This window comes from Streptomyces sp. YGL11-2 (assembly GCF_050054615.1).
Taxonomy (GTDB): Bacteria; Actinomycetota; Actinomycetes; order Streptomycetales; family Streptomycetaceae; genus Streptomyces.
Map to the genome: position 1 here is coordinate 98,917 of NZ_JBNHIN010000024.1, position 24,774 is coordinate 123,690.

Below are 24,774 nucleotides of genomic sequence, written 5' to 3' on the forward strand. Positions count from 1 at the left end.
CTACAGCACGAGGGTGGTCTCGTTGCGGCCCAGCAGGTAGCCGAGCTGGGCCCGGGTGTTCGCCCCCAACTCCTGCTTCATCGCGGCGATATGCGCCTGCAGCGACCGTTCGCTGATGCCGAGCCGGCGCGCGATCCGCTTGTCCGAGTAGCCGGCGACGAGCAGCCTGCTGATCGATTCGCGTAACGACGGTATGACGTCGTCCGCCGCCTTCGCGGCATGTAACGGGACGAACGGGAAGGACTTCGCGCGGTCCCAGGAGCGCTCGAACGTGTCCTTGAGGAACTGCACGATCGCCGGCTCTCTTATGGCCAAGCCATCGGTGCGGCTCTCGTTGGCGGATATGAATGCCACGGTGTCGTCGACGATGATGAGGCGGTCGAAGAATTCCGCCAGTGTGCGCACCCGGACTCCGTATTCGGTGACCGCCCGCACGTATTTTTTGGTGGCCGCGTCGAAGCGTGTGGTGTGCTGATACAGCGTGCGCATGGAAACTCCTGCCTCGATGTGCCGGCGAACGGAATTCAGCGCCTGATCCAGAACCGGTCCGGGACGCGGTCCGTCGGGTTGTGCCGTCAGGATTTCCCTGCGTGCGCCGCCCAGTGCCTCCTCGATCGCGATGTTGATGGCATCCAGCCCGTGGAGGTAGCAGAGCCGGGGTTCTTCCGGAACGGTTCCTTCCTCGTCCGGGTCGATGTCGACGAGGCATTCCACGGCAAGCCGGGAGAGCGTATTCAGCTGCTCGGCCATGATGCGGAGCTCGGTCTCCAGCCCCTCCAGGCGTTCTGCCACCCCTGCGGGCTTCTGTCCTGATTTCTCGCCATTTACACGGTCGGTCGAATCCATGATCCCGCCTCCGAGTATCCGCTATAAGGCGATTTCTACTGGCATAGTGCCTTCGGTTTCTCGCAGTGCGGAAACCTGAACCATCTTAGATCTTCAATCTGGGCCGGAGGCAAGGGAGATTGAGAGGGCAGGCGAGAACGCGATCCGCACTCGCCTTACCGGGCAGTGAGGGGCAGCTACTCCGCCCCGTCACGGGACCCGTTTCCCCAGTCGCAGACACGCACTTGATACGAGAGGCATGCCAAAATGCGGAAGAATTCCTTACGCTTCAGGGTGTCCGGACGTCCCTCCTCCGTACTTCCCATCGGATTCGCCGTGGCCGCGAGTGTTCTGATGAGTGTGCCGGGTGTCGGCGCACTCTCGCACTCCGTCTCCCGGGCGCCGTCCGGAACCGTCACGCTGGCCGATGTCGGCTGGAATGCGGCCCCTTCCCGATCAGCTGCATGATCAGCCGGCGGCCCGAGAGATCGGTGAATTCCCAGTGACTTCCTCCCCCTGGTTCCTCCGCGACGCGCAAGGCCCCGAGCGTGCGGCCCGCGTCTATTGCTTCCCCCACGCGGGCGGCAACCCCCGTTCCTTCCTGAGCTGGCAGCACGACATGGGGGACGACGCGGAGATCGTCGCGGTCTGCCCCCCGGGCCGCGGCCCCCGTTACAAGGAAACCGCCGCCGTCGACGTGCCGGAGCTCGCCGAGCGGGCCGCGGCGGCGATCGCCGAGACCGCCGACCGCCCGTTCGTCCTCTTCGGGCACAGCTTCGGCGCGGTCCTCGCCTTCGAGGTCGCCCGCCGCATCGGCGCCCTCCCGGACTTCCGCCACCTCGTCGCCTCCGGCTGCTCCGCCCCCTCTCTGCTGCCCACCCGGCGCGTGGTGGCGGCCGCCCGGCTGGAGGGGCGCGCGTTCACCGAGGCCGTTGGCTTCTTCGGCGGGCTGCCGCCCGAAGTCGTCGCCGACGAGGCGCTGCAGGAACTGCTGCTCCCGCACCTGAAGGCGGACTTCAGCATGGTCGCCGGGTACACCTACCGGCCCGCCGCCCCGCTGGACGTCCCCGTCACCCTCGTCAACGGCGTCGACGACCCCCACGTCAAGGAAGCCGGCCTCGAACCGTGGGCGCGCGAATGCGCCGGCGAACCGGTCCGGCACTGGGCCGAGGGCGGCCACTTCTACTTCGACGGCAGGCCCGGCGCCGTCACCGACCTGCTGCGCCCGCTCGTCCGTGCGGAACATGGCGCAAATCCTCTTGCGCGCACCCACATTGAGGTTATCTGAGCAGTACCGACGCCGACCTCAAGAGCACCGCAGAGGGGAAACACCACCATGCGCACCTCCGCCACCGACCAGTACCGACGTGCCGTCACCTTCCGCACACTGCACGAGGGTTCCGAGCCGTTCGTCGTCGCCAACCCCTGGGACGCGGGCACCGCCCGGATCCTGACCCAGCACGGCTTCCGCGCGCTCGCCACCACGGGCGCGGGCCTCTCCTACGCCCTCGGCCGGTCCGACGGGGCGAACCTCGTCAGCCGCGCGGAACTCCTCGCCAACGCCGAGGCGATCGTCGCCGCGACCCCACTGCCGGTCACCGCCGACCTGGAGAGCGGATTCGGCGACACGCCGGAGGACGTCGCCGAGACCATCCGGCACGCCGCCGCGGCGGGCCTGGTCGGCGGGTCGGTGGAGGACTCCACCGGCCGGGACGAGGACCCCGTACGGCCCCTGGAGGAGGCGGTGGAGCGGGTGGCCGCGGCCGTCGCCGCCGCCAGGGAACTCGACTTCCCCTTCACGGTCACCGCCCGCGCCGAGAACTTCTTCCAGGGGCGGCCCGACCTGCCGGACACCATCCGGCGACTGCAGGCGTACGAGGCGGCCGGCGCCGACGTGCTCTACGCGCCCGCCCTCCCCGACGCCGACGCGATCCGCGCGGTGTGCTCCGCCGTCACCCGCCCGGTCAACGTCCTGATGGGCTCGCCCGCGCTGCGGCTGTCCGTGGCCGAACTCGGCGCCCTGGGCGTACGCCGGATCAGCGTCGGCTCGGCACTGTCCCGCGCCGCGCTCGGCGCCGTCGTCCGCGCGGCGACGGAGATCCGCGAGCACGGCACCTTCGGCTTCGGCGCGGACGCCCTTCCGTACCCCGAGGCCAACGCCCTGCTGGCGCCGGCCCACCCAGCCGACCCGGAGAGTGAACCCGCACCGTGAACGCGACCCCGGTATACCTGTCGGCCCCCCGCTATGTCCTCGGCGAGTCCGAGGCCGACCACACCTCCATCGAGGACCTGCCCCGCAAAGCCCGCGAGTTCGGCATGCCACCCCAGGCATCCCTGTGGGGCTGGGGCAGCGTCCGGCGCACGGCCGAGAGCCTGGAGACCCTGGCCGTGCGCAGCGGCCGGGCGACGCTCGACGCCGCCGGGACCGCCCCGTCGTCCGTGGACTGCCTGGTGCTGTGCTCCACCCGCTTCCCCGGCGGGCCGCGCACCCACGGCGGATTCGTGCAGACCGTGCTGGACGGGATCGGCCTGGCGAACGCCGCCTTCACCGGCGTCTCGCTCAACCGCTGCACCAACCTCCTGGTCGGTCTGCGTACCGCACAGGCGCTGGTGGCCGCCGGACACCACCGCACAGTGCTGGTCGTCACCACCGACCGGATCACCGACGAAGCCACGCGGATGGAGAGCTTCGCCCTGTTCAGCGACGGGGCCGCCGCCGCCCTGGTGAGCGCCGAGCCCCAGGGGCCGGACGCCTACGAGATCGTCGCCGGGGCGTCGGCCCAGGAGACGCGGTCCCTGGAGTGGACGCACGAGATCAGCGTGGACCTCGCCCGCGAGGTCAACGAACGGATCCTCGGGTCCGCCGACATGAAGATCGGCGACATCGACGGAGTGCTCCACCTCAACCTCCACCGCCCCGTCGTTGTCCTGAAAGAGCGCCAGGCCGGGTTCTCCGCGACGCAGTTGTTCCTCGACAACATCACGCGCTTCGGCCACTGCTTCGCCGCCGATCCGCTCATCAACCTCGCCGACCGCGCCGCTTGTGGCGGGCTGCGGGACGGCGGCCACTACCTCCTGGCGGCCAGCGTCCCGGGAGTACGGGTCGGGATCCTGCTGCGCAAGCTGCCCGCCGCTCCGCCCGCCGCGCCCGCGGCCACCGCAACCCGGGAGCCCCGATGAACCCCCGCACCGCCTTCCCCCTGCCGGACCGGACCACCTCCCTGCCCCGCGCCCCCTTCCACTTCAGTCCGTACGCCGCCGAGGAGGCGACGGCGGTCCTCGAAGGTGAGCCCGCCGACCTCTTCCGGCGGCTCCTCGCCGACCAGGAGAGCGAGACCACGTTCCTCACAGCCCGCCGGGTCCTGGCGGCGTTCCTCACCACCGCCGAGCCGCAGCCGGGCACCGACGCCGAGGCGATCGCCGCCCAGGTCCGCGAGACCCGCCGCGCCCTCGAACCGGCCGTCACCGCGCTGCGCACCGCCGGCACCGAGACCCGCGACCTCGTCCTGCGCCAGCGCGCGCCCCTCGCGCTGCTCGCCGGCTGCTGGCTGGACACCGTCTCGCAGGCCGCCACCCAGCCCTCCGTCATCGTCAACCGCCTCTTCAGGCAGCACTTCCGACTTCAGGGCGAGGGCATCCCGCAGCGCGGCCTGCTCGCCAGGCGCCGGCGGGCCCTGGTGGAACTCGGCGTCCACCTGCCCGAGATCGAGGCCGCGGACTTCCTCGCCCGCACCGAGGCCCGGCCGCTGACCGCCCTGCACGCCACCTTCCCGCTCGCGCTCTCCCGGCTCCCCGCGTCCTTCCTGCCGGAACTGATCGGCGTGCACTACGCCGTGTTCGCACTGGGCATCGACGACCTCCTCCTCGGCACCGAGCCGCTGCTGCCGGAAACCGAGGTGCGTGCCGTCCTCACCGAGTACCTCGCCTTCACCGAGGACTCGCCGACCGGCCCCGAGGACCGGCGCCGGCTGCTCGCCGCCGTCGCGCTGATGCTGCGGCTGGAGACCGAACACATCGGCATGCTCGGCGAGTTGGCCGCCTGGCACGACGGCCTGACTCTCGACGCCAAGGTCGCGCAGATCGTCGCCCGGCACGCGCCGTTCGCCGGCCGGCAGCACCGCAGCGTCCGCATGGGAGACCGACGGCTGTCGGACTGGCTCGACGGGGACACTCCCGACCTGGCCGCCTTCGTCGCCGCGCTGCGCGAGTCCCGGCAGCTGAAGGTGCGCGGGGACGGCAGCTGCCGATTCCTGCGGTCCATCAAATTCGGCGGTCCCATGTTCGGCATCTTCGACGAGCGCGAGGCGGCCACGTTCACGGCGTGGGCCGAGGCGATCGCCGCCGGCGAGCCGGCGGACCTCGACTTCGCCCCCAACACGGCCGGCGACCTGAGCGCCGAGCACTGGGCCCGCGCACTGCGGACCACCGCACCCGACGACGTGGTGCTGCGCACCGCCGACAGCGCACTGGACGACCGCGAGTTCTTCCACCGCATCGTCAACGTCGAGCACTTCCCGCACATCCTGGCCGCGGCCAGGGACCGGGCCGAGGTCGGCCTCGCCGAGGCGGAACTCCTCTTCACCCACGGCGCCGGCGGCAGACTCACCGACGCCGAGTACTTCGACTACACCCCCGAGGCGCTGATGGAGCGCGTCGACCGGATCTACTGGGACAAGCTCGTCGACCCCTACCAGCCGCTCACCGAGATCCCCGACCGCGACGAGGTCGTCTTCCACCAGTCCACCTACGCGCTCGGCAGCCTCATCGACGGCAGCTGGGCCCACCGCGTCGGCAACCTCGGCCGCAACCACCGGCAGAGCGACGCCATGCTCTTCGCCATCTACGCCGACGAGATGGGCCGCGGCGACATCGCCAAGAACCACATCACGCTCATCCACCACGTACTCGCCAGCATGGACATCCATCTGCCGCACATCCGCCAGGACGAATTCCGCGACCAGGGCGACCTCCCCGACGGGCTCTACGGCTTCTCCATCCACCAGGTGTGCCTGTCGCTGTTCCCCGACACGCTCTACAACGAGATCCTCGGCTACAACCTGGGCATCGAGATGTTCGGCCTGGGGGAGATGCGGCTGCACGAGATACAGAAGCTGCGCCGGCACCACTTCGACGTGTCCTACGAAGAGGCGCACCTGTCGATCGACAACTTCTCGGCCGGCCACGCCCGGCAGTCGGCCGACATCATCGTCTCCTACCTCGACGAGGTGCGGCGCAGCTCCGGCGAGGAGGCCGTCCAGCGCGAATGGCGGCGCATCTGGCGCGGCTACGCCTCCTTCGCCTACTTCATCGAGCACCAGCTCGTGAAAGCGGCCCGGGAGTGGCCCCCGCCCCCGCCCGCGCCGCTCCCGGCCGACCGGGCCGACGACGTCGACCTCGTCATCTGACCCTGCCCCGCCGCCACCCGCCCTCCCGCCCGCACGGAGACCCGCCTTGGAACCCCTCACGAGCTTCGACCCCGACATCCTCGACCTCCCGTTCTACGACGACGCGCACCGCCGCCTCGCCGACACCTTCGGAGCCTGGTGCGACCAGCGGACCGCGCAGTGGGCGGAGATCCGCGACGACGACCCGGACAAGGTCGGACTGTGCCTGGTACGGCAGTTGGGCGCGGACGGCTGGCTCTCCTTCCTGGACCCGGCCGCCGAGCCCGGCCCGGTCCCCGGCGACCTCCGCTCCCTGTGCCTGATGCGCGAAGCGCTGGCCTACGCCGAGGACCTGGCCGACTTCGCCTTCTCCATCCAGGCACTGGCGGCGACCCCGCTCCTCCGCTTCGGCAGCGACGAACAGCGGCGGCACTACCTGCCGCGGATGGCCACCGGCTCGCTGGTCGGCGCCTTCGCGGTCTCCGAGGAGGAGGCGGGGTCGGACATCGCGGCCGTCGGACTGCGAGCCGACCGCACCGACGGCGGCGGCTACGTCCTGAACGGGCACAAGGCATGGATCGCCAACGGCACCGTCGCCGAGGTGTACGTCGTCATCGCCCGCACCGGCGAAGGCCCCGGCCCGCTCGGGCTGACGGCCTTCCTCGTGCCCGCCGACACCCCCGGCGTGCGGGTCCGGGACCGGCTGGGCGCGGTGGCTCCCCGCTCGTTCGCCCATCTCGCCTTCGAGGACTGCCGGGTGCCCCGGGAAGCCGTACTGGGCAAGCCGGGCAAGGGCTTCGTCATCGCCATGGACCTGCTCGAACGCTTCCGGATGACCGTCGGCGCCGCGGCACTCGGATTCGCCCGCCGCGCCGCCGACACCGCCCTGGCGCGGGCCCGCACGCGGCGGATCGGCGGCGGCCCGCTCATCGACCAGCAGCTGACGAAGGTCACCCTGGCCGATATGGACGTCCAACTGAACGCCGCCGCCCTGCTGGTGGCGCGGGCCGCCTGGGAGGCCGACCGTGGCGCCCCGCGCTTCGCCCGCCACTCCAACATCGCCAAGCTCTACGCCACCGAAGAGGCCCAGCGCATCGTCGACACCGCCGTCCAACTCCTCGGTGCGTCGGGCCTCGTCAAGGACAGCGTGACCGAGCGGCTGTACCGGCAGATCCGCTCGCTGCGCATCTACGAGGGAACGTCGGAGGTCATGCGGCTGACCATCGCCGGCACTCTCGACATACGGCGCGCGGACCGCGCCCGCCACGACGTCTGAGGGACCGCCACGGCACCTCCCCCCAATGACCACCGTTCCACGTCTCACCGTTCGACCGTTCCACCGAGCAAGGAGCCCCCGGGTGACCACAGTGATCGAAGCGGTCCGGCTGCCGGACCCGTACCCCTACTACGCGACGCTCGTGGCCGAGCGTCCCCTGGCCTTCGACGCGGGCCTGGGCGCCTGGGTGGCGTGCGATGCGGCGGCGGTGCGAGCCGTGCTGGCCGCCGACCGCCTGCGGGTGCGCCCGGCGGCCGAACCGGTGCCCGGCGGGATCGTCGGCACCCCGGCCGGCGACGTCTTCGGCGACCTGGTGCGGATGACCGACGGCCCGCTCCAACAGCGCCTGAAGTCCGTGGTCGTCGAGGCGCTGGGCCACCTCGACCCGGCGCACACCGCCCGCCTGGCCGCCGAACGCACCCGTGAGTGCCTGGCGGCCGGCGGCCGTCCGCCCTACGAGGAGCTGATGTTCGCCGTCCCGGCCCGCGTCGTGGCGGCGCTGTGCGGGCTGGACCGGGGACTGGACGCCGAAGCCGCCCGGCTGACGGGCGACTTCGTCCAGTGCATCCCCGCCTCGGCCGGCCCGGAGCAGTACCGGGCGGCATCCCGGGCCGCCGCCCGGCTCCGTGAACTGCTCGGCCCGGGCATCGAGAAGGGCGAGGACGGCACTGGGCTCCTCGCCGAGCTGGTGCGGGCCGCACAGCGCGCCTCCTGGCCCCGTACGGCGGCCCTGCTGGCCAACGCGGTGGGCTTCCTGTCCCAGACGTTCGACGCCACGGCCGGACTCCTCGGCAACTCCCTGCTGGCGCTGGCCCGCGGGGTCGAGCCACCGGCCACCCGCGCCGCGGCCGAAGCACTGGTCCGGGAGGTCGCACGGCACGACGCACCGGTCCAGAACACCCGCCGCTTCGCGGCCGAACCCTTCCGCCACGAGGGCGCCGAGATCGCGCCGGGCGAGCCGGTGCTGGTGGTGCTCGCCGCCGCCAACCGCGACCCGGCGGTCAACCCCGACCCGCACGCCTTCCGGCCCGGCCGCCAGAACCCCGCCGTCTTCACCTTCGGCGCCGCCGCCCACCGCTGCCCGGGGGAGTCCCTGGCCGTCACCGTGGCAGCCGCCGTCCTGACCGAACTGCTCACCGCCGGCGCCGTCTTGGCGAAGCTCCCCGCCCAGCCGACCTACCGCCCGCTTGCCAACGCCCGCATCCCGGTGCTCTAGTCCCTGTCCGGTGGGTCGGACCCGGCCATGACCCACCGGACAGGTCCCGGCCACCACACCGCTCACGACGCCGTGCCGCCCCCCGGTGACCACCGGCACGGCCGCCGCGACCCCGAGCCGGCCGCCCGCTACGGGCAACCGGCGGCCGGCTCGTGCGACGGCCGGCGGCGATCCCGCCCGGCCGCCTGTTCAACGGCCCGACCCACCGCACCTCCGCACTTTCCCCCGCGCATCCCCTATCCGGCACGACCCGAGCCGGCAACCGCCGGCACCCGCCCGAAGGAGAGGTCCGAACAATGGGGCACGAGCACACCAGTCCCGGCACCGCGCATTACCGCTGCGTGGGAGTCGGCGTGGGACCGGCGAACCTGAGTCTGGCGTCACTGCTGCACGGCTACCCGGAGGTGGACAACCTCTTCATCGACCGCAAGGAGTCCTTCGGCTGGCACGACGGCCAGCAGATACCCGGAACCACCCTCCAGGTCTCCATGTTCAAGGACCTGGTCAGTCTCTCCGACCCCACGTCCCCGTTCTCGTTCCTGGCCTACCTCCACGACCAGGGCCGGGTGTACCACTACCTCAACGCCCGGTTCGAGGACGTACCGCGGCTGGAGTTCCGCAACTACCTTGCCTGGGCCAGCCGCCGCAACAAGAACATCGTCTTCGGCGAGACCGTCCAGGAGATCGGCTTCGACGACGTCTTCACCGTCCGCACCGACGACCGCACCGTCACCGCCGACAACGTCGTCATCGGCGTCGGCAACCAGTCCTGGGTCCCGCCGCAGGGCCGCGACCACCTCGGCGCCACCCAGTTCCACGTCAACGACTTCGTGCACGCCGCCAAGGACCTCGGCGGCAAACGCGTCGTCGTGGTGGGCGGCGGACAGTCCGGCGCGGAGGCGTTCTCGGACCTGATCTCACGCCCGGGAGCCGAACTGCCGCGCCGCGTCTCGTGGATATCCCGGCGCCGCAACTTCTTCCCGATCGACGACTCGCCGTTCACCAACGACTTCTACATGCCCTGCCACTCCGACTACTTCTACCGACTGAGCCCCCAGGCGCGGGCCGCGTTCAACGCCCACCACGTCCTCAGCAGCGACGGCATCTCCGAGTCCACCCTGCGCGAGATCTACCAGCGGATCTACCTCCACCGCTTCGTGGACGGCAACCCCGACCTCGTCGAGCTGTACGCCAACCGCGAGGTGACCGGGGTCGAGGCCGGATCGGCCGGCGGCTGGGACCTCAGCGTCCGCCACAACGACGAGCCCGATTCCCTGGAGCACTTCGACACCGACGTCATCGTCTGGGCCACCGGATTCCGGCCCGCCGCCATGGACTTCCTCGCCCCGATCGCGGACCGCCTGGAGCGCGACGGCGACGAGCTGCGCATCGACGAGGACTTCGCGGTGCGCTGGGACGGCCCGGCCGACCGCAGCGTCTTCGTGCAGAACGCCGCCCGCGCCCAGCGCGGCCTCGCCGACCCCAACCTCAGCCTGAACGCCTGGCGCAGCCAGCGCATCGCCGACCGGCTCCGCGGCGCCCGCACCGTCGACCAGCTCGCGTCCTTCATCGAGTGGGGTACCAAGACCCGCGTGAACGTTCCGTGGGGGGCGTGATGGCCACCCGGCGCACCGACTACGCGGTGATCGGGGCCGGCGTGCTCGGCTGCCAGATCGCCCGGGAGATTCTCGCCCGCGCCCCGGAGGCCGACGTGGTCCTGGTCGAGCGGGACGCGATCGGCAGCGGCGCCACTCGGCGCTCGGCCGGCCTGCACTTCCCGCGCGGTGCCTCGCCGCGGGTCCGCCGCATGGCGGCGTACAGCCAGCAGTGGTACGCCGACCTCCGGGCGGCCCGCCCCGAAGTCCCCATCCACCGCCTGCCGATGACCGTCATCGCCCCCGAACCGGACCGGTTACGGCTGCTGCGTACCTATCTGCCCGAGGCCAGACTGCGGCCCGTCACCGAACTTCCCCCGGTTGTCCGGCAGTTACCCGAGGGCATGGGTGCCTGGGAAGGCGACGGCTGCCAGTACGCGGACGTCCATGCGCTGACCCAGCACCTCGCCCGCGACCTGCGCCGCACCGCGGAGTTCCGCGAAGGGGTCGAGGTCACCGCGGTGACCCCCGAGGCGGCCGGCGTCCGCCTGGCCCTCGGCACCGGCGACACCCTCCTCGCCGGGCACACCGTCCTCGCCCCCGGCCCCTGGCTCGCCGCCCCGGCCTGGCGGGACCTCCTCGCCCCGCTCGGTGCCCGGGTGAAGAAGGTGGTGGCCCTGCACATCGAAGTGCCGCCCGGCCCCGACGACCGTGCCGTCGTCTTCCAGGAAGAGGACGCCTTCCTGCTGCCGTACCACGAGCGCGGCCACTGGCTGTTCAGCTACACCTGCCAGGAGTGGGACGTCGACCCCGACACCGTCCCCGCCGCCCTCACCCCCGCCGACCGGGACGCGGCGCTCGCCACCCTCCTCCGCTACGCGCCCCAACTGGTCGAGCACTGCGCCTCCGGCCGGGTCTTCTGCGACGCCTACGGACCCGACCACGAACCGCTGATCCGCGCGGTCACCGAGGACCGGCGGGTGGTCTTCGCCGGTGCCGCCAACGGTTCCGGCTACCGGCTCGCCCCGGCCATCGCGGCGGCGGCCGCGGATCTCCTCCCCCTTCCGTCCCAGCGAAAGGACGCGGCGTGATCATCAACACCTACGACAGCACGGCCCTCTCCGAGGCGTTCGGCATCGACATGAGCAGCATCGAGGGCCTGGGCACCGGCGCCGGCTGGGGCCGGGTGGCCCCGGGCCGGGCCTCCGACAGCCACCAGCACGACGAGACCGAGATGTTCGTGATCGTCGCCGGCCGCGGCGAGTTCCTCGTCGACGGACACCGCCACCCGGCCGCCCCCGGCACCGTGGCGCTCTTCGAGCCCTTCGAGTCCCACGTCCTGCGGAACACCGGCGACCAGGACCTGGTCTTCCTCACCCAGTACTGGCGCGACGCCGGACGCGCCCTGGTCTCCGCACGGAACACCAGGCGCAAGACCTTCGGCAACCGCCCGGTCTTCGTCTTCTCCACCCCGCCCACCCCCAACGGCGACCTGCACCTCGGCCACCTCTCCGGCCCCTACCTCGGCGCCGACGCCTTCGTCCGCCACCAGCGGATGAACGGCACCGCCGCCTGGCACCTGACCGGCAGCGACGACTACCAGAGCTACGTCCCGGCCGCCGCCGCAGCCGAGGGCCGCGAACCCGCCGAGACCGCCGCCCACTACAGCGCCGAGATCGCCGCGACGCTCGCGCTGATGGACATCACCCCCGACCAGTACACCGCCACCCACCACGACCCGGCCTACCGCCTCGGTCTCCAGGACTACTTCTCCCGCGTGGTCGCCTCCGGCACCGTACGGGCCACCGAGGCGGACGCCCTCTTCGACGCGGAGAGCGGCCAGTACCTGTACGAGGTGGACGTCAGGGGCGGCTGCCCCGGCTGCGGTTCGGGCACCAGCGGCAACATCTGCGAGGAGTGCGGCGAGCCCAACACCGTCACCGACCTCGCCGAACCGGTCTCCGCCCACTCGGCGGCCGCGCCCCGCCGCGCCCCCCTGGCCCGCTGGACACTGCCGCTGCACTCCCTCCGCGACGACATCGCCGCCCACCACCACCTCGGCCGGGTCCCGGCCCGGCTGCGGGAACTCGCCGACCGTCTTTTCAGCCGCCCGGCCCTGGACATCCCCCTCAGCCACCCGTCCGACTGGGGCGTCCCGCCGGCCGAGACGGACGTCGACGGCCAGGCCATCTGGGTGTGGCCGGAGATGTCCTACGGCTTCCTGCACGGCATCCAGTCACTCGGCGCCCGCCTGGGCGAGGACTGGCGGGCCGCCGCACCCGACCAGGACTGGAAGATCGTCCACTTCTTCGGCTACGACAACAGCTTCTACCACGCGGTGCTCTACCCGGCCCTGTACCGACTGGCGTTCCCCCACTGGACCCCCGACATCGACTACCACGTCAACGAGTTCTACCTCCTCGAAGGCAGCAAGTTCTCCACCAGCCGGCGCCACGCCATCTGGGGCAAGGAGATCCTCGGCCCCGACTCCGTCGACGCGGTGCGCTACTTCCTGGCCGCCACCCGCCCCGAAGGCACCCGCACCAACTTCCAGCGCGCCGTCTACGAGACCACCCTCAACGACACCCTGATCGGAACGTGGCAGGACTGGCTGAACGACCTCGGCGCCCGCGTCGCCAAGCGCCACGACGGCACCGCCCCCGACGCCGGGAACTGGACCCCGGAGCACTCCGCCTTCCTGGGCCGGCTCGGCGCCCGGCTCGCCGCGGTCACCGGCGCCCTCAGCTCCGACGCCTTCTCCCTCAACCAGGCCGCCGCCGAACTCGACGGCATCGTCACCGACACCCTCCGCTTCACTCGCCAGGAAGCCCTGGTCGCCGAGACCCCCGGCTGGGAGAACGAGGCCCGTACCGCCATCGCCCTGGAACTGGCCGCGGCGCGCCTCCTCGCCCACGCCGCCGCCCCCGTCATGCCCCGCTTCGCCGCCCGGCTCGCCGAAGCCCTCGGCCTGCCCGAGCCGTCCGTCTGGCCGCGGACCGTCGAACTCGTCGCCCCCGGCCGCCGGATCGGCCTCGCCGACGCGGTGTTCTTCCGGCCTTCCGCGGCGCCCGCGCCCCGCCCCGCCCACGCCGGCCCGCAGCTCGTGCCGTGGCTGAGCGGCCTGGTGCGCACCGTGCTCCAGCTCTCCGACGACGAAGCGGTCCGCGACCGCAACCTCACCCAGCTGGGCACCAGTTCGCTGCAGGCCGTCACCCTCCAGTACCAGATCCTCGACGCCCTCGACGTGGACATCAGCGTCGAGGAACTCCTCGGCAGCCAGGACGTCGCCACGCTCGCCTCGACGATCGAGGAGCGCGCCGAGGACGCCGCACTGGCCGCCCTCGCCGAAGTGGAGGACCGATGAGCTACCGCGAAGTGCTGCGCGAGATAGAGAGCCGCGGTCTGTCCGTCTCGCTGTCCGGAAACGACCTGCGGCTCCAGGGGGGCCGCGAGCGCATGGACCCCCAGTTCATCGCCCGTATCAAGAACGTGAAGCAGGAGCTGATCGCTCACCTCGCCGAGGAGGAGCGGCACGGCCCGGGCTTCCCCCTCACCCCCCTGCAGCGCGCCTATCTGCTGGGCCGCAGCGGCATCTTCGAGATCGGTGACGTGGCCAGCCACGTCTACCACGAGATCGAAGGCGCCTGGGACGTCGACCGGCTGGAGTCCGCGCTGGAAGCCGTCGTGGACGCGCACAGCGCGCTGCGCTCCCGCTTCGTCGGCGACGACCGCCAGGTCACCGAGTTCCGCCAGTACCGGCCCCGCATCCCCCGTCTCGACCTGCGGGGCGAGACCCCCGAGGAGCAGCAGCGGATCCGCCACGACCTGCGCGCGGAACGCTCCCACCGGGTGCTCGCCGCGGACCACATGCCGCTGCTCGCCGCCGAGGTCACCCTCCTCGCCGACGACCGGATGGTGCTCCACGTCAGCCACGACGGACTGGTCATGGACGGGATCAGCATGTTCCTGTTCTTCCGGGAATGGTGGCGCCGCTACCGCGAGGGCGCCGGCGAGGAGGCACCCGAGGAGCTGTCGTACGAGGAGTACGTCGCCGCCCTGGCAGCCGGCCGCGACCGGGCCCCGGCCCTCCGCTCGCGCGACTACTGGCTCTCCCGCATCGACGACCTCCCCCCGCACCCCGACCTGCCGCTGCGCACCAGCCCGGCGGCGCTCACCCGCACCCGTTTCTCGCAGCGGGCGGTGCGCCTGGGGGAGCGGGAGTGGACCGCCCTCAAGGAACGCGCCTCCTTCGCCGGCCTCACCCCCTCCGCGCTGCTGCTCGCCGCCTACGCCGAGACACTCGCCACCTGGGGGGCCGGGCCGCGGTTCACCATCAACACCACCGTCGCCAACCGCCCGCCGCTCCACCCGCGGATCTTCCAGGCCATCGGCAACTTCTCCGACACCCTGCTCGTCGAGGCCGAGGTCGACCGCGGCCGCAGCTTCGAAGAGCGCGCCCGCGCCCTGCAGACCCGGTTGCGCCGCGACCTGGACCACCGGCACTTCTCCGGCAGCGACGTCATGCAGGAACTGGCCCGGCGGCGCGGGGGAGTGGCGGGCGCCCGGATGCCGTTCACGTTCAACAGCGCCCTCGGCCTCGCCGGCGGCGAGGCCGACGGCTCCGCGCTGGAACTGTTCGGACCGGAGGTCTTCACCGTCAGCCAGACCCCGCAGGTGTGGCTCAACGCCTTCGCGATGGAGCAGCACGGCGGCCTCGTCGTCCAACTCGACGGCGTGGACGAGCTGTTCCCCGAAGGGCTGCTGGACGACCTCGCCCACGGCTACCGCACCCTCCTCGGCATCCTCGTCGACGAGGCCGCCTGGCAGCGCAACACCTTCGACCTGCTGCCCGCGGCCCAGCACGAGCGGCGCCGCGAAGCCAACGACACCGCCACCCCCCTGCCGGAGGAGATGCTCGGCGACGCGTTCGCCGCGCAGGCCGCGTGCACCCCCGACGCGCCCGCCCTGATCACCGCGGACCGGCGGATCGGCTACGGCGAACTCCTCCGCCGCGCAGCCGCGGCCGCCCGCTGGCTGCGCGCGGGCGGCGTCGGCCGGGACGAACTGGTCGGCCTGGTGATGCACCGCGGCCCGGAGCAGATCGTCGGCATCCTCGCCGCCGTGCTGGCCGGCGGCGCCTACCTGCCCGTCGACGCGTCCCTGCCCGCCGAACGGCAGAAGTACATGCTGCGCGACGGCCGGGTGCGCCGGGTCCTCACCAACACGGACTGGCAGGACCCCGACGGCGCATGCGAGGTGCTGCGCCTGGACGTCACCGCACCCGCCGACACCGCCGCGGACCTCCCGCAACGGCTGCCCGGCTCCGCCCCCGACGACCTCGCCTACGTCCTCTACACCTCCGGCACCACGGGCGAGCCCAAGGGCGTCATGGTCAGCCACCGCAGCGTCGCCAACGTCGTCGCCGACTGCCACAAGCGGTTCGGCATCGCCCCCCGGGACCGGTTCTTCGCCATCAGCGCCTTCAACTTCGACCTGTCCGTCTGGGACGTCTTCGGCGCCCTGTCGGTCGGCGCGGCCCTGGTGATGCCCGACCGCGACAAGGCCGTCGACCCCGCCCACTGGCTGGAGCTGTGCCGCGGCGCCGGGGTGACGGTGTGGAACTCGGTGCCCGCCATCGTGTCCCTGATGCACGACCAGGCCGTCGCCGACGCCACCGCCCCGCCGGCGCTGCGCCTGGTCATGATGAGCGGCGACCGCATCCCGCCGGCCCTGCCGGACGCGCTGCGCCGCCTCAAGCCCGGCCTGGACGTCGTCTCGCTGGGCGGCCCCACCGAGACGACGATCTGGAACATCCTGCACCCGGTGGCGCCCGAGGAGGACGGCGGCGAGTCCATCCCCTACGGCCGCCCCAACGCCAACAACCGCGCCTACGTACTCGACCGGGACGGCCTGGACTGTCCCGACTGGGTCACCGGCGAGATCTGCGCGGCCGGCACCGGCCTGGCCCGCGGCTACTGGGGCGACACCCGGCGCACCGCCGAACGCTTCGTCCACGACGTCCGGCGCGGTGAACGCCTCTACCGCACCGGCGATCTGGGCCGCTACCTGCCCAGCGGCGACATCGCGATCCTCGGCCGCAGCGACTTCCAGATCAAGGTCAACGGCTACCGCATCGAGGCCGGCGAGGTCGAGACCCGGCTGGTCGCCCTCGACGCGGTCGCCAAGGCCGTGGTCGCCGGTCGCCCCGGGGCCCGCGGCGACCGGCTGGTGGCCCACCTGGTGGCGGCCGGCGAGGCACGGCCCGCGGTGGCCGAACTGCGCGACGCCCTCCGCCGGGACCTGCCCGACTACATGGTGCCCACCGCCGTGGTCTGGCACGAGCGCCTGCCGCTGACGAAGAACGGCAAGGTCGACCGGGCACAACTCGCCGACGTCGCCGTCGAGGAGGCCGCCCCCGCCGCCGGCGCCCCCAGCGGCGGCGAACCCACCACCGACACCGAGAAGGCCCTCGTCGACATCTGGTCCGGGGTGCTGCGCGGCACCCGGGTCGGCCTCGACGACAGCCTGGGCGCCCTCGGCGGCGACTCCATCGCCGCCGCCCGCATCCTGACCGCCGTCCGCAAGCGCTTCGGGGTCACCATCCCGCTCGACGTCTTCGCGGACATGGACACCGTCCGGGCCATGGCCGCGGCCCTGACCACGGACGAGGAGACACCGTGAGCGACCACTCCGCGATCAACCACCTCGTATCCACCGCACCGCTCGGCGGGCAGATCTCCTTCGCCCGCCTCGACGGCACCGAAACCCTCGGGCTCCCGGAGCTGTACGAGCGCGCCGGCCGCCTCGCCCGGCGGCTGCGCGCCCGCGGCATCGGACCCGGCGACCGGATCGGCATCCTGGCCGCCAACTGCCTGGAGTGGGTGCTGCTCGACCTCGCGGCGCTGCGTCTGAAGGCCGAGACCGCCGGCTTCGAACCCGGCAAGTTCGATCCCGACGACGGGCTCATCAGCCGCTACGACGTCACCGTCCTCTTCACCGACCGGCCCGCCGACGACCCCCGGGCCGTGCCGATCGGCGAGGTCCGGGCCCTCGCCGAAGAGCCGGAGGCCCCCGGCACCGAGCCGCTGCCCCCCGTCCACTGGGCGCCGCGCGAGGTCACCACCGTCAAGTTCACCTCCGGCAGCACCGGCACCCCCAAGGGCCTCGGCGCCACCGTCGGCAGCATCGACGGCTCGCTCGCCGCGGTCCAGGAGATCTTCGAACACAAGCCGGGGGACGACCTGTTCGTCTTCCTGCCGCTGTCCCTGCTCCAGCAGCGCTACTGGGTCTACTCGGCGCTCCTCCACGGCCACGACGTCACCATCAGCACTTACGAGGCCGCGTTCGCCGCACTGCGCCGCACCCGGCCGACCGTCGTCATGGGCGTCCCCGCCTTCTTCGAAACGGCCAAGCGGCAGATCGAGGCACGGGTACGCCGCGCGGACGGCACCCAGACCGTCCCGGAGGCGGCACGCCGCATGTTCGGCGACCGCATCCGCTACCTGTGGACCGGATCCGCGCCCGCCGACACCAGCATGCTGCGGTTCTTCACCGAGGCCAGCCTGCCGATCTACGAGGGCTACGGGCTCAACGAGACCTGCATCGTCACCAAGAACCACCCCGGCGCCAACCGGGAGGGCAGCGTCGGACAGGTCCTGCCCGGCAAGCAGGTGCTGCTGGACGAGGACGGTGTCATCACCGTCCGCAGCGACCACCCCGTCAACGACCACTACGCGTACGCGGCCCCCGGCGACTCCGAGCGGATCTTCGGCCCTGACGGCACCGTGCGCACCGGCGACCTCGGCCATCTCGACGCGGACGGCTTCCTCTTCATCCGCGGACGCGCCGACGACGTCATCGTCCTGGACAACGGCAAGAAGGTCATCGTCCGGCCGATCGAGGAGAGCATGCGCACCAGCCCGGCCATCGCCGAGTGCGTGCTCTACTGCCCGGCGCAGACCGAGCTGGTCGCCGTCGTCTCACCGTCCTCGGTGCCCGCCGACCGGGACGCCATCGTCACCCAACTCGCCCTCACCAACGCCTCGTTGACCGCCGACCAGCGGATCGGCCGGGTCGTCGTCGCCACCACCCCGTTCAGCATCGACAACGGCCTGCTCACCTCGCAGTACAAGCCCAGGCGCCAGCAGATCCTCGCCGCACACCGGGCCGGGATCCACGACAGCAAGGAAGGCATCCATGCGGTCTGACATCGAAAACGCCACCAGGGAACACCTCTCCGCGGTGCTCAACCCGCCCGTCGCCCCCGACGCACTCGACCTCGACGCCGACATGGCCGGCATCTACGGCCTGACCTCGCTCAACAAGGTCCTCTTCCTGACCGAGGTGTGCGAGGCTACCGACACCGATCTCGCGCACTTCACCGAGCACGACCTCGCCGAGATGCGCACCCTGCGCAGCGTCGCCGAGTCCCTGACCCGACACACCAACAAGGCGGCTTGACCATGGCCTGGGCACAGCACGCAGCAGCGGTCCTGGAGAACGCACACCTCCTGGTGCGGCCGGTCACCGAAGCGGACCGCGAGCCCGTCCGGGCGATCGCCATGGACCCGGACATCTGGCGCTACTTCGTCTCCGCGGTGGAGACCGACGCCGACTTCGAGAAGTTCTTCGACGCCTGCCTCGCCGACCAGGCGGCCGGCCGGCGCGTCGTCTTCGTCATCATCGACAAGGCCGACGGCCGGGTCGCGGGCAGCATGAGCTACGGCAACATGGCCGAGGCCGACGCCCGGCTGGAGATCGGCTGGTCGTGGCTGGGCCGCGACTTCCGCGGCCAGGGCATCAACCGCTGGGCGAAGTACCTCCTGCTGCAGCACGCCTTCGAGCAACTGCACGCGGAACGCGTCGAGTTCAAGACCGACATCCTCAACACCCAGGCCCGCCGCGGCCTGCGCAACATCGGAGCCGTAGAGGAAGGCACCCTGCGCAGCTTCAACTTCATGCCCGGCGGACGCCGCCGCGACGCCATCTTCTACAGCGTCCTGCGCGCCGAATGGCCGCGGGTGAAGCAGGAGTTGGCCACCAAGCCGAAGGTCACCCAGCTGGACGCCGTCGGATGACCGGGGGCGGGGGCATCCCTCTCGTCCGCGCGTCCGGCGACCCGTTCGCCGTCGGCCGCGCCCACGGCGAGGCCCTCGCCGGTCCGCTGCGCGCCTTCCTCAACGACTCGCTCTGCCGCCTGAACAAGGTCCTGCAGGAGCCGGTCGGCTGGGAGGGGCTGCTGCCGTCGATCGCCGCCTACCGGGCGGCGGTCGCGGCGGCCCTGCCGGACCAGGCGGCGGAGGTCGCGGGGCTCGCGGCGGGTGCCGGGATCACCCAGGACGAGGCATGGCTGCTGCAACTGCGCCGCGAGATCATGGGCTACCACCGGATCCCGACCGCCGGCGACTGCACGACCTACGCCCGCACCGGGCACACCGTCCCGGTCCTCTCCCAGACCGTCGACCTCAACGGCAACCTGGACGACCACCTCGGCGTCCTGGAGATCGCCCGCACCGCCTCACCCCGTCGCTCGCTGGTGCTCAGCTTCGGCGGCCTGCTCGGCTACCTCGGCCTGAACAGCGACGGCCTCGCCGTGGGGCTCAACCTGGTCCTGGGCGGTGACTGGCACCCCGGCGTACCGCCCTACCTCGCCATCCGCCACCTGCTGGACACCGCACGGGATGTCACCGAAGCCCTGGAGATCCTGCGCAACCTCCCGCTCGCCAGCTCCCGGACCATCGTGCTGTGCGACCGGCGGCGAGCGCTCTGCGTCGAGATCCTCGGCGACGACCTCCGGGTCATCGAGCGCGACGACCCGGCCCGACCCCACGCCGTCCACACCAACCACTTCCTGCACCCCGACTTCGCGCCGGGCGACGAGATCAACGTCTTCGCCCGTAACTCCTCGGTACGCAGACTGAAGGCGGCCACCGCCGGACTGGACGAACTGCCGTCCGACGCCGGCGCGGAGGAGCACTTCGCCCTCATGGCGCAGCCGCCGATCTGCGTCCCCGACCGCGGCGACATCCGCGCCGAGCGCACCGTGGCGGCCGTCGTGATGTTCCCCGACCGCGGCGAACTGCACGTACGGCCCGGCGACCCGTCACTGTCCCGGACGCAGACCTTCCGCCTGTAGCGGAGGGCAGACAACGGGAGCACCCCGCGCAGGGCTGACGAAGGCGGGCTGACGCAGCAGGCGTACGGGCGTCACGTCGCACCGTTCACGGTCCATCGTCCAGGCTCGTCGCCCGGCGCGGCCGGTGCACGGGTGACCGCGAGCAGCGCCATGTCATCGCTGCTGCGGCCACCGGTGTGGTGGTTCACTTCGGAGAGCAGGGCGTCGAGCAGCGCATCCGGCCCGGCGAACTCGCCGCCGGTCAGCCCGGTTGCCGGGTCGTAGAAGTCTCCGGCGCGGTTGCGCGCCTCGTTCAGGCCGTCGGTGTACAGCAGGAGAGTGGCCCCTGAGGGGAAGGGCACCGTGTCGACCCGGTCCTGGCCGGCTGCCAGCTCCGCCAGCCCCAGGGGAAGCGCCGGCTCGGACGGTTCCGCGCTGTGCACCCGTCCGGCGTGCAGCAGCAGTGGCGCGGGGTGGCCGCGGTTGACCAGCCGCAGTTCGTCGTCGCAGGGCCGGATCTCGACCAGCACGCCGGTGACGAACCCCTCGGTCCGCTCGGGCCCCGTCCGCCGCTCTCTCTCCCGCAGCAGTGACCGCTCCAGCCGGGCCGCGACCCCGACGAGCGTGGGTTCCTCCTCGGCGGCCTCCCGGAACACCCCCATGGCCACCGCCACCGCCTTGACCGCGTCCAGCCCCTTGCCCCGTACGTCGCCGACCAGACAGCGCACGCCGTACGGAGTGTCCTGCGCGCTGTAGAAGTCCCCACCGATCTGTGCGTCCTTCACGGCCGCCTGGTAGCGCACCGCGATCCGCAGCGGCCCGATCGAGGCCGGCGGCTGCGGCAACACGGCGCGCTGCGCGGCCAGCGCGATCCTGCGTGCGGATTGCAGCCGTACGTAGCTGTAGTACATGAGGCGGTTGACGACGACGGCCAGGCCCGAGACGGTCACGACCGCCGCCAGCTCGCTCAGCCCACCGGAATCCCACAGGAAGCCGAAGTGGGCGAGCAGCACCATGTCGGTGACACAGGCTCCGATGCCCGCCAGGACGGTCGCGCGCAGTGACAGCAGCGCGGCAGCGGTCATCGGCGCCGCCGAGTAGAAGGCTTCCGCACTGACATGCGGAGGGGTGAGGTAGTCAACCAGGGCGCCTCCGGCCAGCAGGAGGACGGGGAGCAGCTGAAGGTGGCGCAGACACCAGCGTCCGACGGTGGCGCGCACCGCGCCCAGCGCCCTCACGTCCCCGCTCCCGCTCTGTCGCGCTGTACCACACCTCAAGCATCCTCGGGCCGGATGGCGACTGCCAGTCGTGCGCGCGCGGCAGGGGGCGTCCGGCGACGACGACAGCGGCAACGGCATACCGGGCGGGTCCGCACCGCCGGTCCGGGCCGGCGGTGAAGTCGAGCCGACCGCCGGAGGCGAGGTCGACGGCCGCGGAGATCTCCGCCAGGATCACAGCGAAGACATCGCAGGCGGCACCCGCGGCGGGCTCGGCACGTCCGGCCCGCCGGGCGCCGGCCGGCTGCTTGCCGGCTTCGACCTGACATCCAGGCAAAGCGAAACAATGTTCGGCTAGTGATACGGAACCTCGTTCCGTTTGGCGCGGTCGACGGCGGAGGGAGTCGCGCGGTGAACGACGGTGACGGCGGCCACGGGGGCGCGGTGCGGCCGGCCCAGCGGCTGCGGCATGTCCACTGGATCGGTGGCGGCAGTGGTGCGGGCAAGTCGACGACGGCCCGCCGACTTGCGGATCGGTACGGCTGGCATCTCTACGCGACCGACGACGTGATGGGGGATCACGCACGCCGGACCACCCCTGAAGAGGCCCCGTTCCTACACGAGTTCATCGCCATGGACCTGGACGAGCGATGGGTGAACCGATCTCCCGAGACCATGCTGGAAACGTTCCACTGGTTCCGGGGCGAGGGCTTCGCTCTGATCCTGGAAGACCTCCTCCAACTACCGCAGGAGCCCTGCGTCGTCGTCGAGGGCTTCCGGCTCCTGCCGCATCTCGTGGAACCTCTGCTCACCGTCCCCGGCCAGGCCGTCTGGCTCCTGCCCACGCCTCGGTTCCGCCAGGCAGTCATCCGGAGCCGGGCCATGCATGGGGGAGGGTTCACCGCGAAGACGAGCGATCCGGACAAGGCCAACAGCAACATGGCCGAACGCGACCGCATGTTCACCAACCGACTCCAGCGGGAGGCCGAGCGGCTTCGACTGCGCACCATCGAGGTCGACACCACCATGACCGAGGGCGATCTCGCCGAGCGGGTGGCCACGGCGTTCGGCCTCCGGCCTGGCGGCTCACCGGCGCAATGAGTGGAGAGCCACCGGCGTCGGAGTCGCCGACGGCCGGTGGGTTCTCGCCGTGTCAGCGGTGGGCGCTGTCGGCCCGGCCCAGGGGATGGGCATCGTGCCCGAGGGTGGGTACGGCGGGCTCGTCCGCCGCTTCGGCGAAGGAGCAGAAGAACGGTTCCTGCGCCATCTCGGCTTCCACACGGCCGCGTTCACCTTCGATGCCCCGGAAGCCCACGACCGGATCGGGGACAGGTTCTGCCTGACGGAATCCACCGGCCGACAGATCGGGTTCTACCGTCTGTGCGACGGACAGGTCGCTGTCTTCACCGTGCACCGCACCCCCGACCCCACGCTGCCGCCCGACCCGCGCGCCGCACTCCTGCGCCACTACGACGGCCTCGGCTGGATCACCCCACAGGCACTCGATCGATGCCCGGCCGCCGACCATGTCTACTACGACCAGGTCGCACAGATCGACCTGCCGTCCTGGAGCCGCGGCCATGTCACCCTCGTCGGCGACGCCTGCCAGGCGGTCTCCCTCCTCGCCGGCCAAGGCGCCTCCCTGCCCATCGCCGGCGCCTACCTCCTGGCCCAACGCCTCGACCGGGATCCCACCATCGAGACCGCACTGGACCACTACGAGCAGTCCTGGCGGCCGGTCGTCGCGGACCGGCAGCGCACCGCACGGAACGCCGCCCGCTGGTTCGTCCCCCACTCCGCCTGGCAGCTCCACGTCCGCCGCGCGGCGCTCAGGGCGACGAGCCTTCCGGCCATCAACCGGTACGTCGGAAAGGCTCTCGCCGGAAAGCCGGGCACCCTGCCCCTGTGAGACCAGCAGTCGGTCGACGACGGCTGGCGCCGACTCGGCGGTTTCGTGGGAAGGGAAAGATGCCTGTCAGCTCTCGCGACGGAGGAAGTCCCGCGCGCCGCGCAGTGTGGTGCGCAACGAGCGTTGCGTCCGAGTGCTGTCCAAGCGGACGTCCAGCGCCCCCGGGAAACCGGTGCCGGCGCGGCTTCCGGCGGTCAGCATGGCGACGTCCAGTCCATCGCGGTCGGCGATCAGGACACCGAGTTCATGTCGGCTGACGGCGTCGGACCCCGCGAGGTGGCAGACGCCCGCGCGGCCGGCGGCGGTCAGCTCAAGAACGGCCCGCGCGAGGTCGGCGACGTGAACGGGGCACCGGACGTCATCGGTGAACAGCACGCCATGGCGCCGCCCGGCGGCCAGATCGTGGACGAACGCCTCGTGCACGGAGCCGCCGTCGCCGATGATCAGCGAGGTGCGAGCGATGACGGCGGCCGGGGCGAACAGGCGGATCGCGGTCTCGGCCGCCGCCTTCGCGGCCCCATAGGGGGTGACCGGATCGGGCAGGGCGGACTCGCCGTAGTGGACGTCGGAGCCGGAGAAGACGGCGTCACTGGATACGTGCACCAGCCGGGCTCCGTGCTGCGCGGCGGCCATCGCCAGGCAGATCGCTCCGTCGGCCGTGGTGGCCCAGTCGGCCTTGCGGTACGCCGCATTGATGACGACGTCCGGCCGGGCCTTCCTGAGCGTCGGCGCGATCTCCTCCCCGCGACGCAGGTCCAAGGGCAGCCAGCGGATCCCGGGCACGTCACCGGCGCGGGTGGCGAAGGTCGCCGTCACGGCGTGCCCGTCCGCCCGCGCCTGCCGGGCCAACTCGCGGCCCAGGAAACCGCTTCCGCCTACGATCAGGATGTTCACGAGGCGCCACGTTAGGGCCCCGCGCGGCGCTCCATGCGGGTTGCGCCAGTTTTTGCCAACGGCGGCCCACACGCCGTTCCGCGCGGCCCACACACCGTTCCGCGGAGCGTGCTGCCGCCGACGGCCCGCCGCATGGCAGGGTGGGGGTATGTGCGGCCGATACGCCTCTACCCGCCGCCCGCAGGATCTTGCGGGCATGTTCGACGTCACCTTCTGGGACCCTGCCGAGGATCTCGCCCCGAACTGGAACGTGGCTCCGACCAACGACGTGTGGTCGGTCCTGGAGCGCGTTGAGCGTGACACCGGGGAGATCACCCGGCAGCTGCGGCCGCTGCGCTGGGGCC

The 24,774-nt window shown here is 71.9% G+C and carries 21 protein-coding genes; 18 read left to right on the top strand and 3 right to left on the bottom strand.

What is annotated here, in order from left to right; all coding sequences use genetic code 11:
- Positions 1–846, bottom strand: a complete 846-nt coding sequence (locus tag ACO1BR_RS25730) for a LuxR C-terminal-related transcriptional regulator (protein WP_426797469.1) — start codon at positions 844–846, stop codon at positions 1–3.
- Positions 847–1,327: 481 nt separating this feature from the next.
- Here ACO1BR_RS25730 and ACO1BR_RS25735 point away from each other — a divergent pair, with 481 nt between their 5' ends.
- The 14 genes from ACO1BR_RS25735 to ACO1BR_RS25800 all read left to right on the top strand — a co-directional run bounded on the left by ACO1BR_RS25735 (position 1,328) and on the right by ACO1BR_RS25800 (position 20,431).
- A complete protein-coding gene (locus tag ACO1BR_RS25735) occupies positions 1,328–2,113 on the top strand; it encodes a thioesterase II family protein (protein WP_426797470.1) in 786 nt (261 codons plus the stop codon).
- A gap of 48 nt (positions 2,114–2,161) precedes the next feature.
- Positions 2,162–3,037: an isocitrate lyase/PEP mutase family protein gene (locus ACO1BR_RS25740; protein WP_426797471.1), complete on the top strand. Its 876-nt coding sequence runs from the start codon at positions 2,162–2,164 to the stop codon at positions 3,035–3,037.
- The gene (locus ACO1BR_RS25745) at positions 3,034–4,005 is read left to right on the top strand and encodes a 3-oxoacyl-ACP synthase (RefSeq protein WP_426797472.1); all 972 of its coding nucleotides are present in this window, start codon (positions 3,034–3,036) and stop codon (positions 4,003–4,005) included. The genes ACO1BR_RS25740 and ACO1BR_RS25745 overlap by 4 nt, the downstream gene beginning before the upstream one ends.
- Positions 4,002–6,230, top strand: a complete 2,229-nt coding sequence (locus tag ACO1BR_RS25750; protein ID WP_426797473.1) for an iron-containing redox enzyme family protein — start codon at positions 4,002–4,004, stop codon at positions 6,228–6,230. Before ACO1BR_RS25745 ends, ACO1BR_RS25750 begins: the two co-directional genes overlap by 4 nt.
- A gap of 46 nt (positions 6,231–6,276) precedes the next feature.
- A complete protein-coding gene (locus ACO1BR_RS25755) occupies positions 6,277–7,485 on the top strand; it encodes an acyl-CoA dehydrogenase family protein (protein WP_426797474.1) in 1,209 nt (402 codons plus the stop codon).
- A gap of 82 nt (positions 7,486–7,567) precedes the next feature.
- The gene (locus tag ACO1BR_RS25760) at positions 7,568–8,701 is read left to right on the top strand and encodes a cytochrome P450 (RefSeq protein ID WP_426797475.1); all 1,134 of its coding nucleotides are present in this window, start codon (positions 7,568–7,570) and stop codon (positions 8,699–8,701) included.
- Positions 8,702–8,997: 296 nt separating this feature from the next.
- Positions 8,998–10,317 (top strand): lysine N(6)-hydroxylase/L-ornithine N(5)-oxygenase family protein, encoded by a 1,320-nt coding sequence (locus tag ACO1BR_RS25765; RefSeq protein ID WP_426797476.1) that lies wholly within the window; start codon positions 8,998–9,000, stop codon positions 10,315–10,317.
- The gene (locus tag ACO1BR_RS25770) at positions 10,317–11,387 is read left to right on the top strand and encodes an NAD(P)/FAD-dependent oxidoreductase (RefSeq protein WP_426797477.1); all 1,071 of its coding nucleotides are present in this window, start codon (positions 10,317–10,319) and stop codon (positions 11,385–11,387) included. The genes ACO1BR_RS25765 and ACO1BR_RS25770 overlap by 1 nt, the downstream gene beginning before the upstream one ends.
- Positions 11,384–13,660, top strand: coding sequence for a class I tRNA ligase family protein (locus tag ACO1BR_RS25775; protein ID WP_426797478.1), 2,277 nt, complete (start codon positions 11,384–11,386; stop codon positions 13,658–13,660). The genes ACO1BR_RS25770 and ACO1BR_RS25775 overlap by 4 nt, the downstream gene beginning before the upstream one ends.
- Positions 13,657–16,977, top strand: a complete 3,321-nt coding sequence (locus ACO1BR_RS25780) for a non-ribosomal peptide synthetase (RefSeq protein WP_426797479.1) — start codon at positions 13,657–13,659, stop codon at positions 16,975–16,977. The genes ACO1BR_RS25775 and ACO1BR_RS25780 overlap by 4 nt, the downstream gene beginning before the upstream one ends.
- Positions 16,974–18,503, top strand: coding sequence for an AMP-binding protein (locus ACO1BR_RS25785; protein ID WP_426797480.1), 1,530 nt, complete (start codon positions 16,974–16,976; stop codon positions 18,501–18,503). The genes ACO1BR_RS25780 and ACO1BR_RS25785 overlap by 4 nt, the downstream gene beginning before the upstream one ends.
- On the top strand, positions 18,493–18,756 hold the full coding sequence (locus tag ACO1BR_RS25790; RefSeq protein ID WP_159505499.1) for an acyl carrier protein: 264 nt from the start codon (positions 18,493–18,495) through the stop codon (positions 18,754–18,756). Before ACO1BR_RS25785 ends, ACO1BR_RS25790 begins: the two co-directional genes overlap by 11 nt.
- 2 nt (positions 18,757–18,758) lie before the next feature.
- The gene (locus ACO1BR_RS25795; protein ID WP_426797481.1) at positions 18,759–19,373 is read left to right on the top strand and encodes a GNAT family N-acetyltransferase; all 615 of its coding nucleotides are present in this window, start codon (positions 18,759–18,761) and stop codon (positions 19,371–19,373) included.
- Positions 19,370–20,431: a C45 family autoproteolytic acyltransferase/hydolase gene (locus tag ACO1BR_RS25800; protein ID WP_426797482.1), complete on the top strand. Its 1,062-nt coding sequence runs from the start codon at positions 19,370–19,372 to the stop codon at positions 20,429–20,431. Before ACO1BR_RS25795 ends, ACO1BR_RS25800 begins: the two co-directional genes overlap by 4 nt.
- A gap of 71 nt (positions 20,432–20,502) precedes the next feature.
- Here ACO1BR_RS25800 and ACO1BR_RS25805 read toward each other — a convergent pair whose 3' ends face one another.
- Positions 20,503–21,648 (bottom strand): PP2C family protein-serine/threonine phosphatase, encoded by a 1,146-nt coding sequence (locus tag ACO1BR_RS25805; RefSeq protein ID WP_426797483.1) that lies wholly within the window; start codon positions 21,646–21,648, stop codon positions 20,503–20,505.
- Between the two features lie 70 nt (positions 21,649–21,718).
- Between ACO1BR_RS25805 and ACO1BR_RS25810 the strand changes: the two genes are divergently transcribed.
- The 3 genes from ACO1BR_RS25810 (at position 21,719) to ACO1BR_RS25820 (ending at position 23,536) form a co-directional block, all read left to right on the top strand.
- Positions 21,719–21,985: a hypothetical protein gene (locus tag ACO1BR_RS25810; protein WP_426797484.1), complete on the top strand. Its 267-nt coding sequence runs from the start codon at positions 21,719–21,721 to the stop codon at positions 21,983–21,985.
- Positions 21,986–22,038: 53 nt separating this feature from the next.
- On the top strand, positions 22,039–22,728 hold the full coding sequence (locus ACO1BR_RS25815; RefSeq protein ID WP_426797485.1) for a hypothetical protein: 690 nt from the start codon (positions 22,039–22,041) through the stop codon (positions 22,726–22,728).
- Between the two features lie 94 nt (positions 22,729–22,822).
- Entirely contained in the window at positions 22,823–23,536 is a 714-nt protein-coding gene (locus ACO1BR_RS25820; RefSeq protein ID WP_426797486.1) for a hypothetical protein, read from the top strand.
- 66 nt (positions 23,537–23,602) lie between these two features.
- Here the strand turns inward: ACO1BR_RS25820 and ACO1BR_RS25825 are convergent, their stop codons facing one another.
- A complete protein-coding gene (locus ACO1BR_RS25825; protein ID WP_426797487.1) occupies positions 23,603–24,430 on the bottom strand; it encodes an SDR family oxidoreductase in 828 nt (275 codons plus the stop codon).
- 148 nt (positions 24,431–24,578) lie between these two features.
- Here ACO1BR_RS25825 and ACO1BR_RS25830 point away from each other — a divergent pair.
- On the top strand, positions 24,579–24,774 hold a 196-nt coding region (locus ACO1BR_RS25830), incomplete at its 3' end, for an SOS response-associated peptidase family protein (RefSeq protein ID WP_426797488.1).

Bases quoted from the DNA above. Each gene is read 5' to 3' on its own strand.
- ACO1BR_RS25730 (WP_426797469.1), bottom strand. From the start codon at position 846: ATGGATTCGACCGACCGTGTAAATGGCGAGAAATCAGGACAGAAGCCC.
- ACO1BR_RS25740 (WP_426797471.1), top strand. From the start codon at position 2,162: ATGCGCACCTCCGCCACCGACCAGTACCGACGTGCCGTCACCTTCCGC.
- ACO1BR_RS25750 (WP_426797473.1), top strand. From the start codon at position 4,002: ATGAACCCCCGCACCGCCTTCCCCCTGCCGGACCGGACCACCTCCCTG.
- ACO1BR_RS25765 (WP_426797476.1), top strand. From the start codon at position 8,998: ATGGGGCACGAGCACACCAGTCCCGGCACCGCGCATTACCGCTGCGTG.
- ACO1BR_RS25770 (WP_426797477.1), top strand. From the start codon at position 10,317: ATGGCCACCCGGCGCACCGACTACGCGGTGATCGGGGCCGGCGTGCTC.
- ACO1BR_RS25780 (WP_426797479.1), top strand. From the start codon at position 13,657: ATGAGCTACCGCGAAGTGCTGCGCGAGATAGAGAGCCGCGGTCTGTCC.
- ACO1BR_RS25790 (WP_159505499.1), top strand. From the start codon at position 18,493: ATGCGGTCTGACATCGAAAACGCCACCAGGGAACACCTCTCCGCGGTG.
- ACO1BR_RS25795 (WP_426797481.1), top strand. From the start codon at position 18,759: ATGGCCTGGGCACAGCACGCAGCAGCGGTCCTGGAGAACGCACACCTC.
- ACO1BR_RS25800 (WP_426797482.1), top strand. From the start codon at position 19,370: ATGACCGGGGGCGGGGGCATCCCTCTCGTCCGCGCGTCCGGCGACCCG.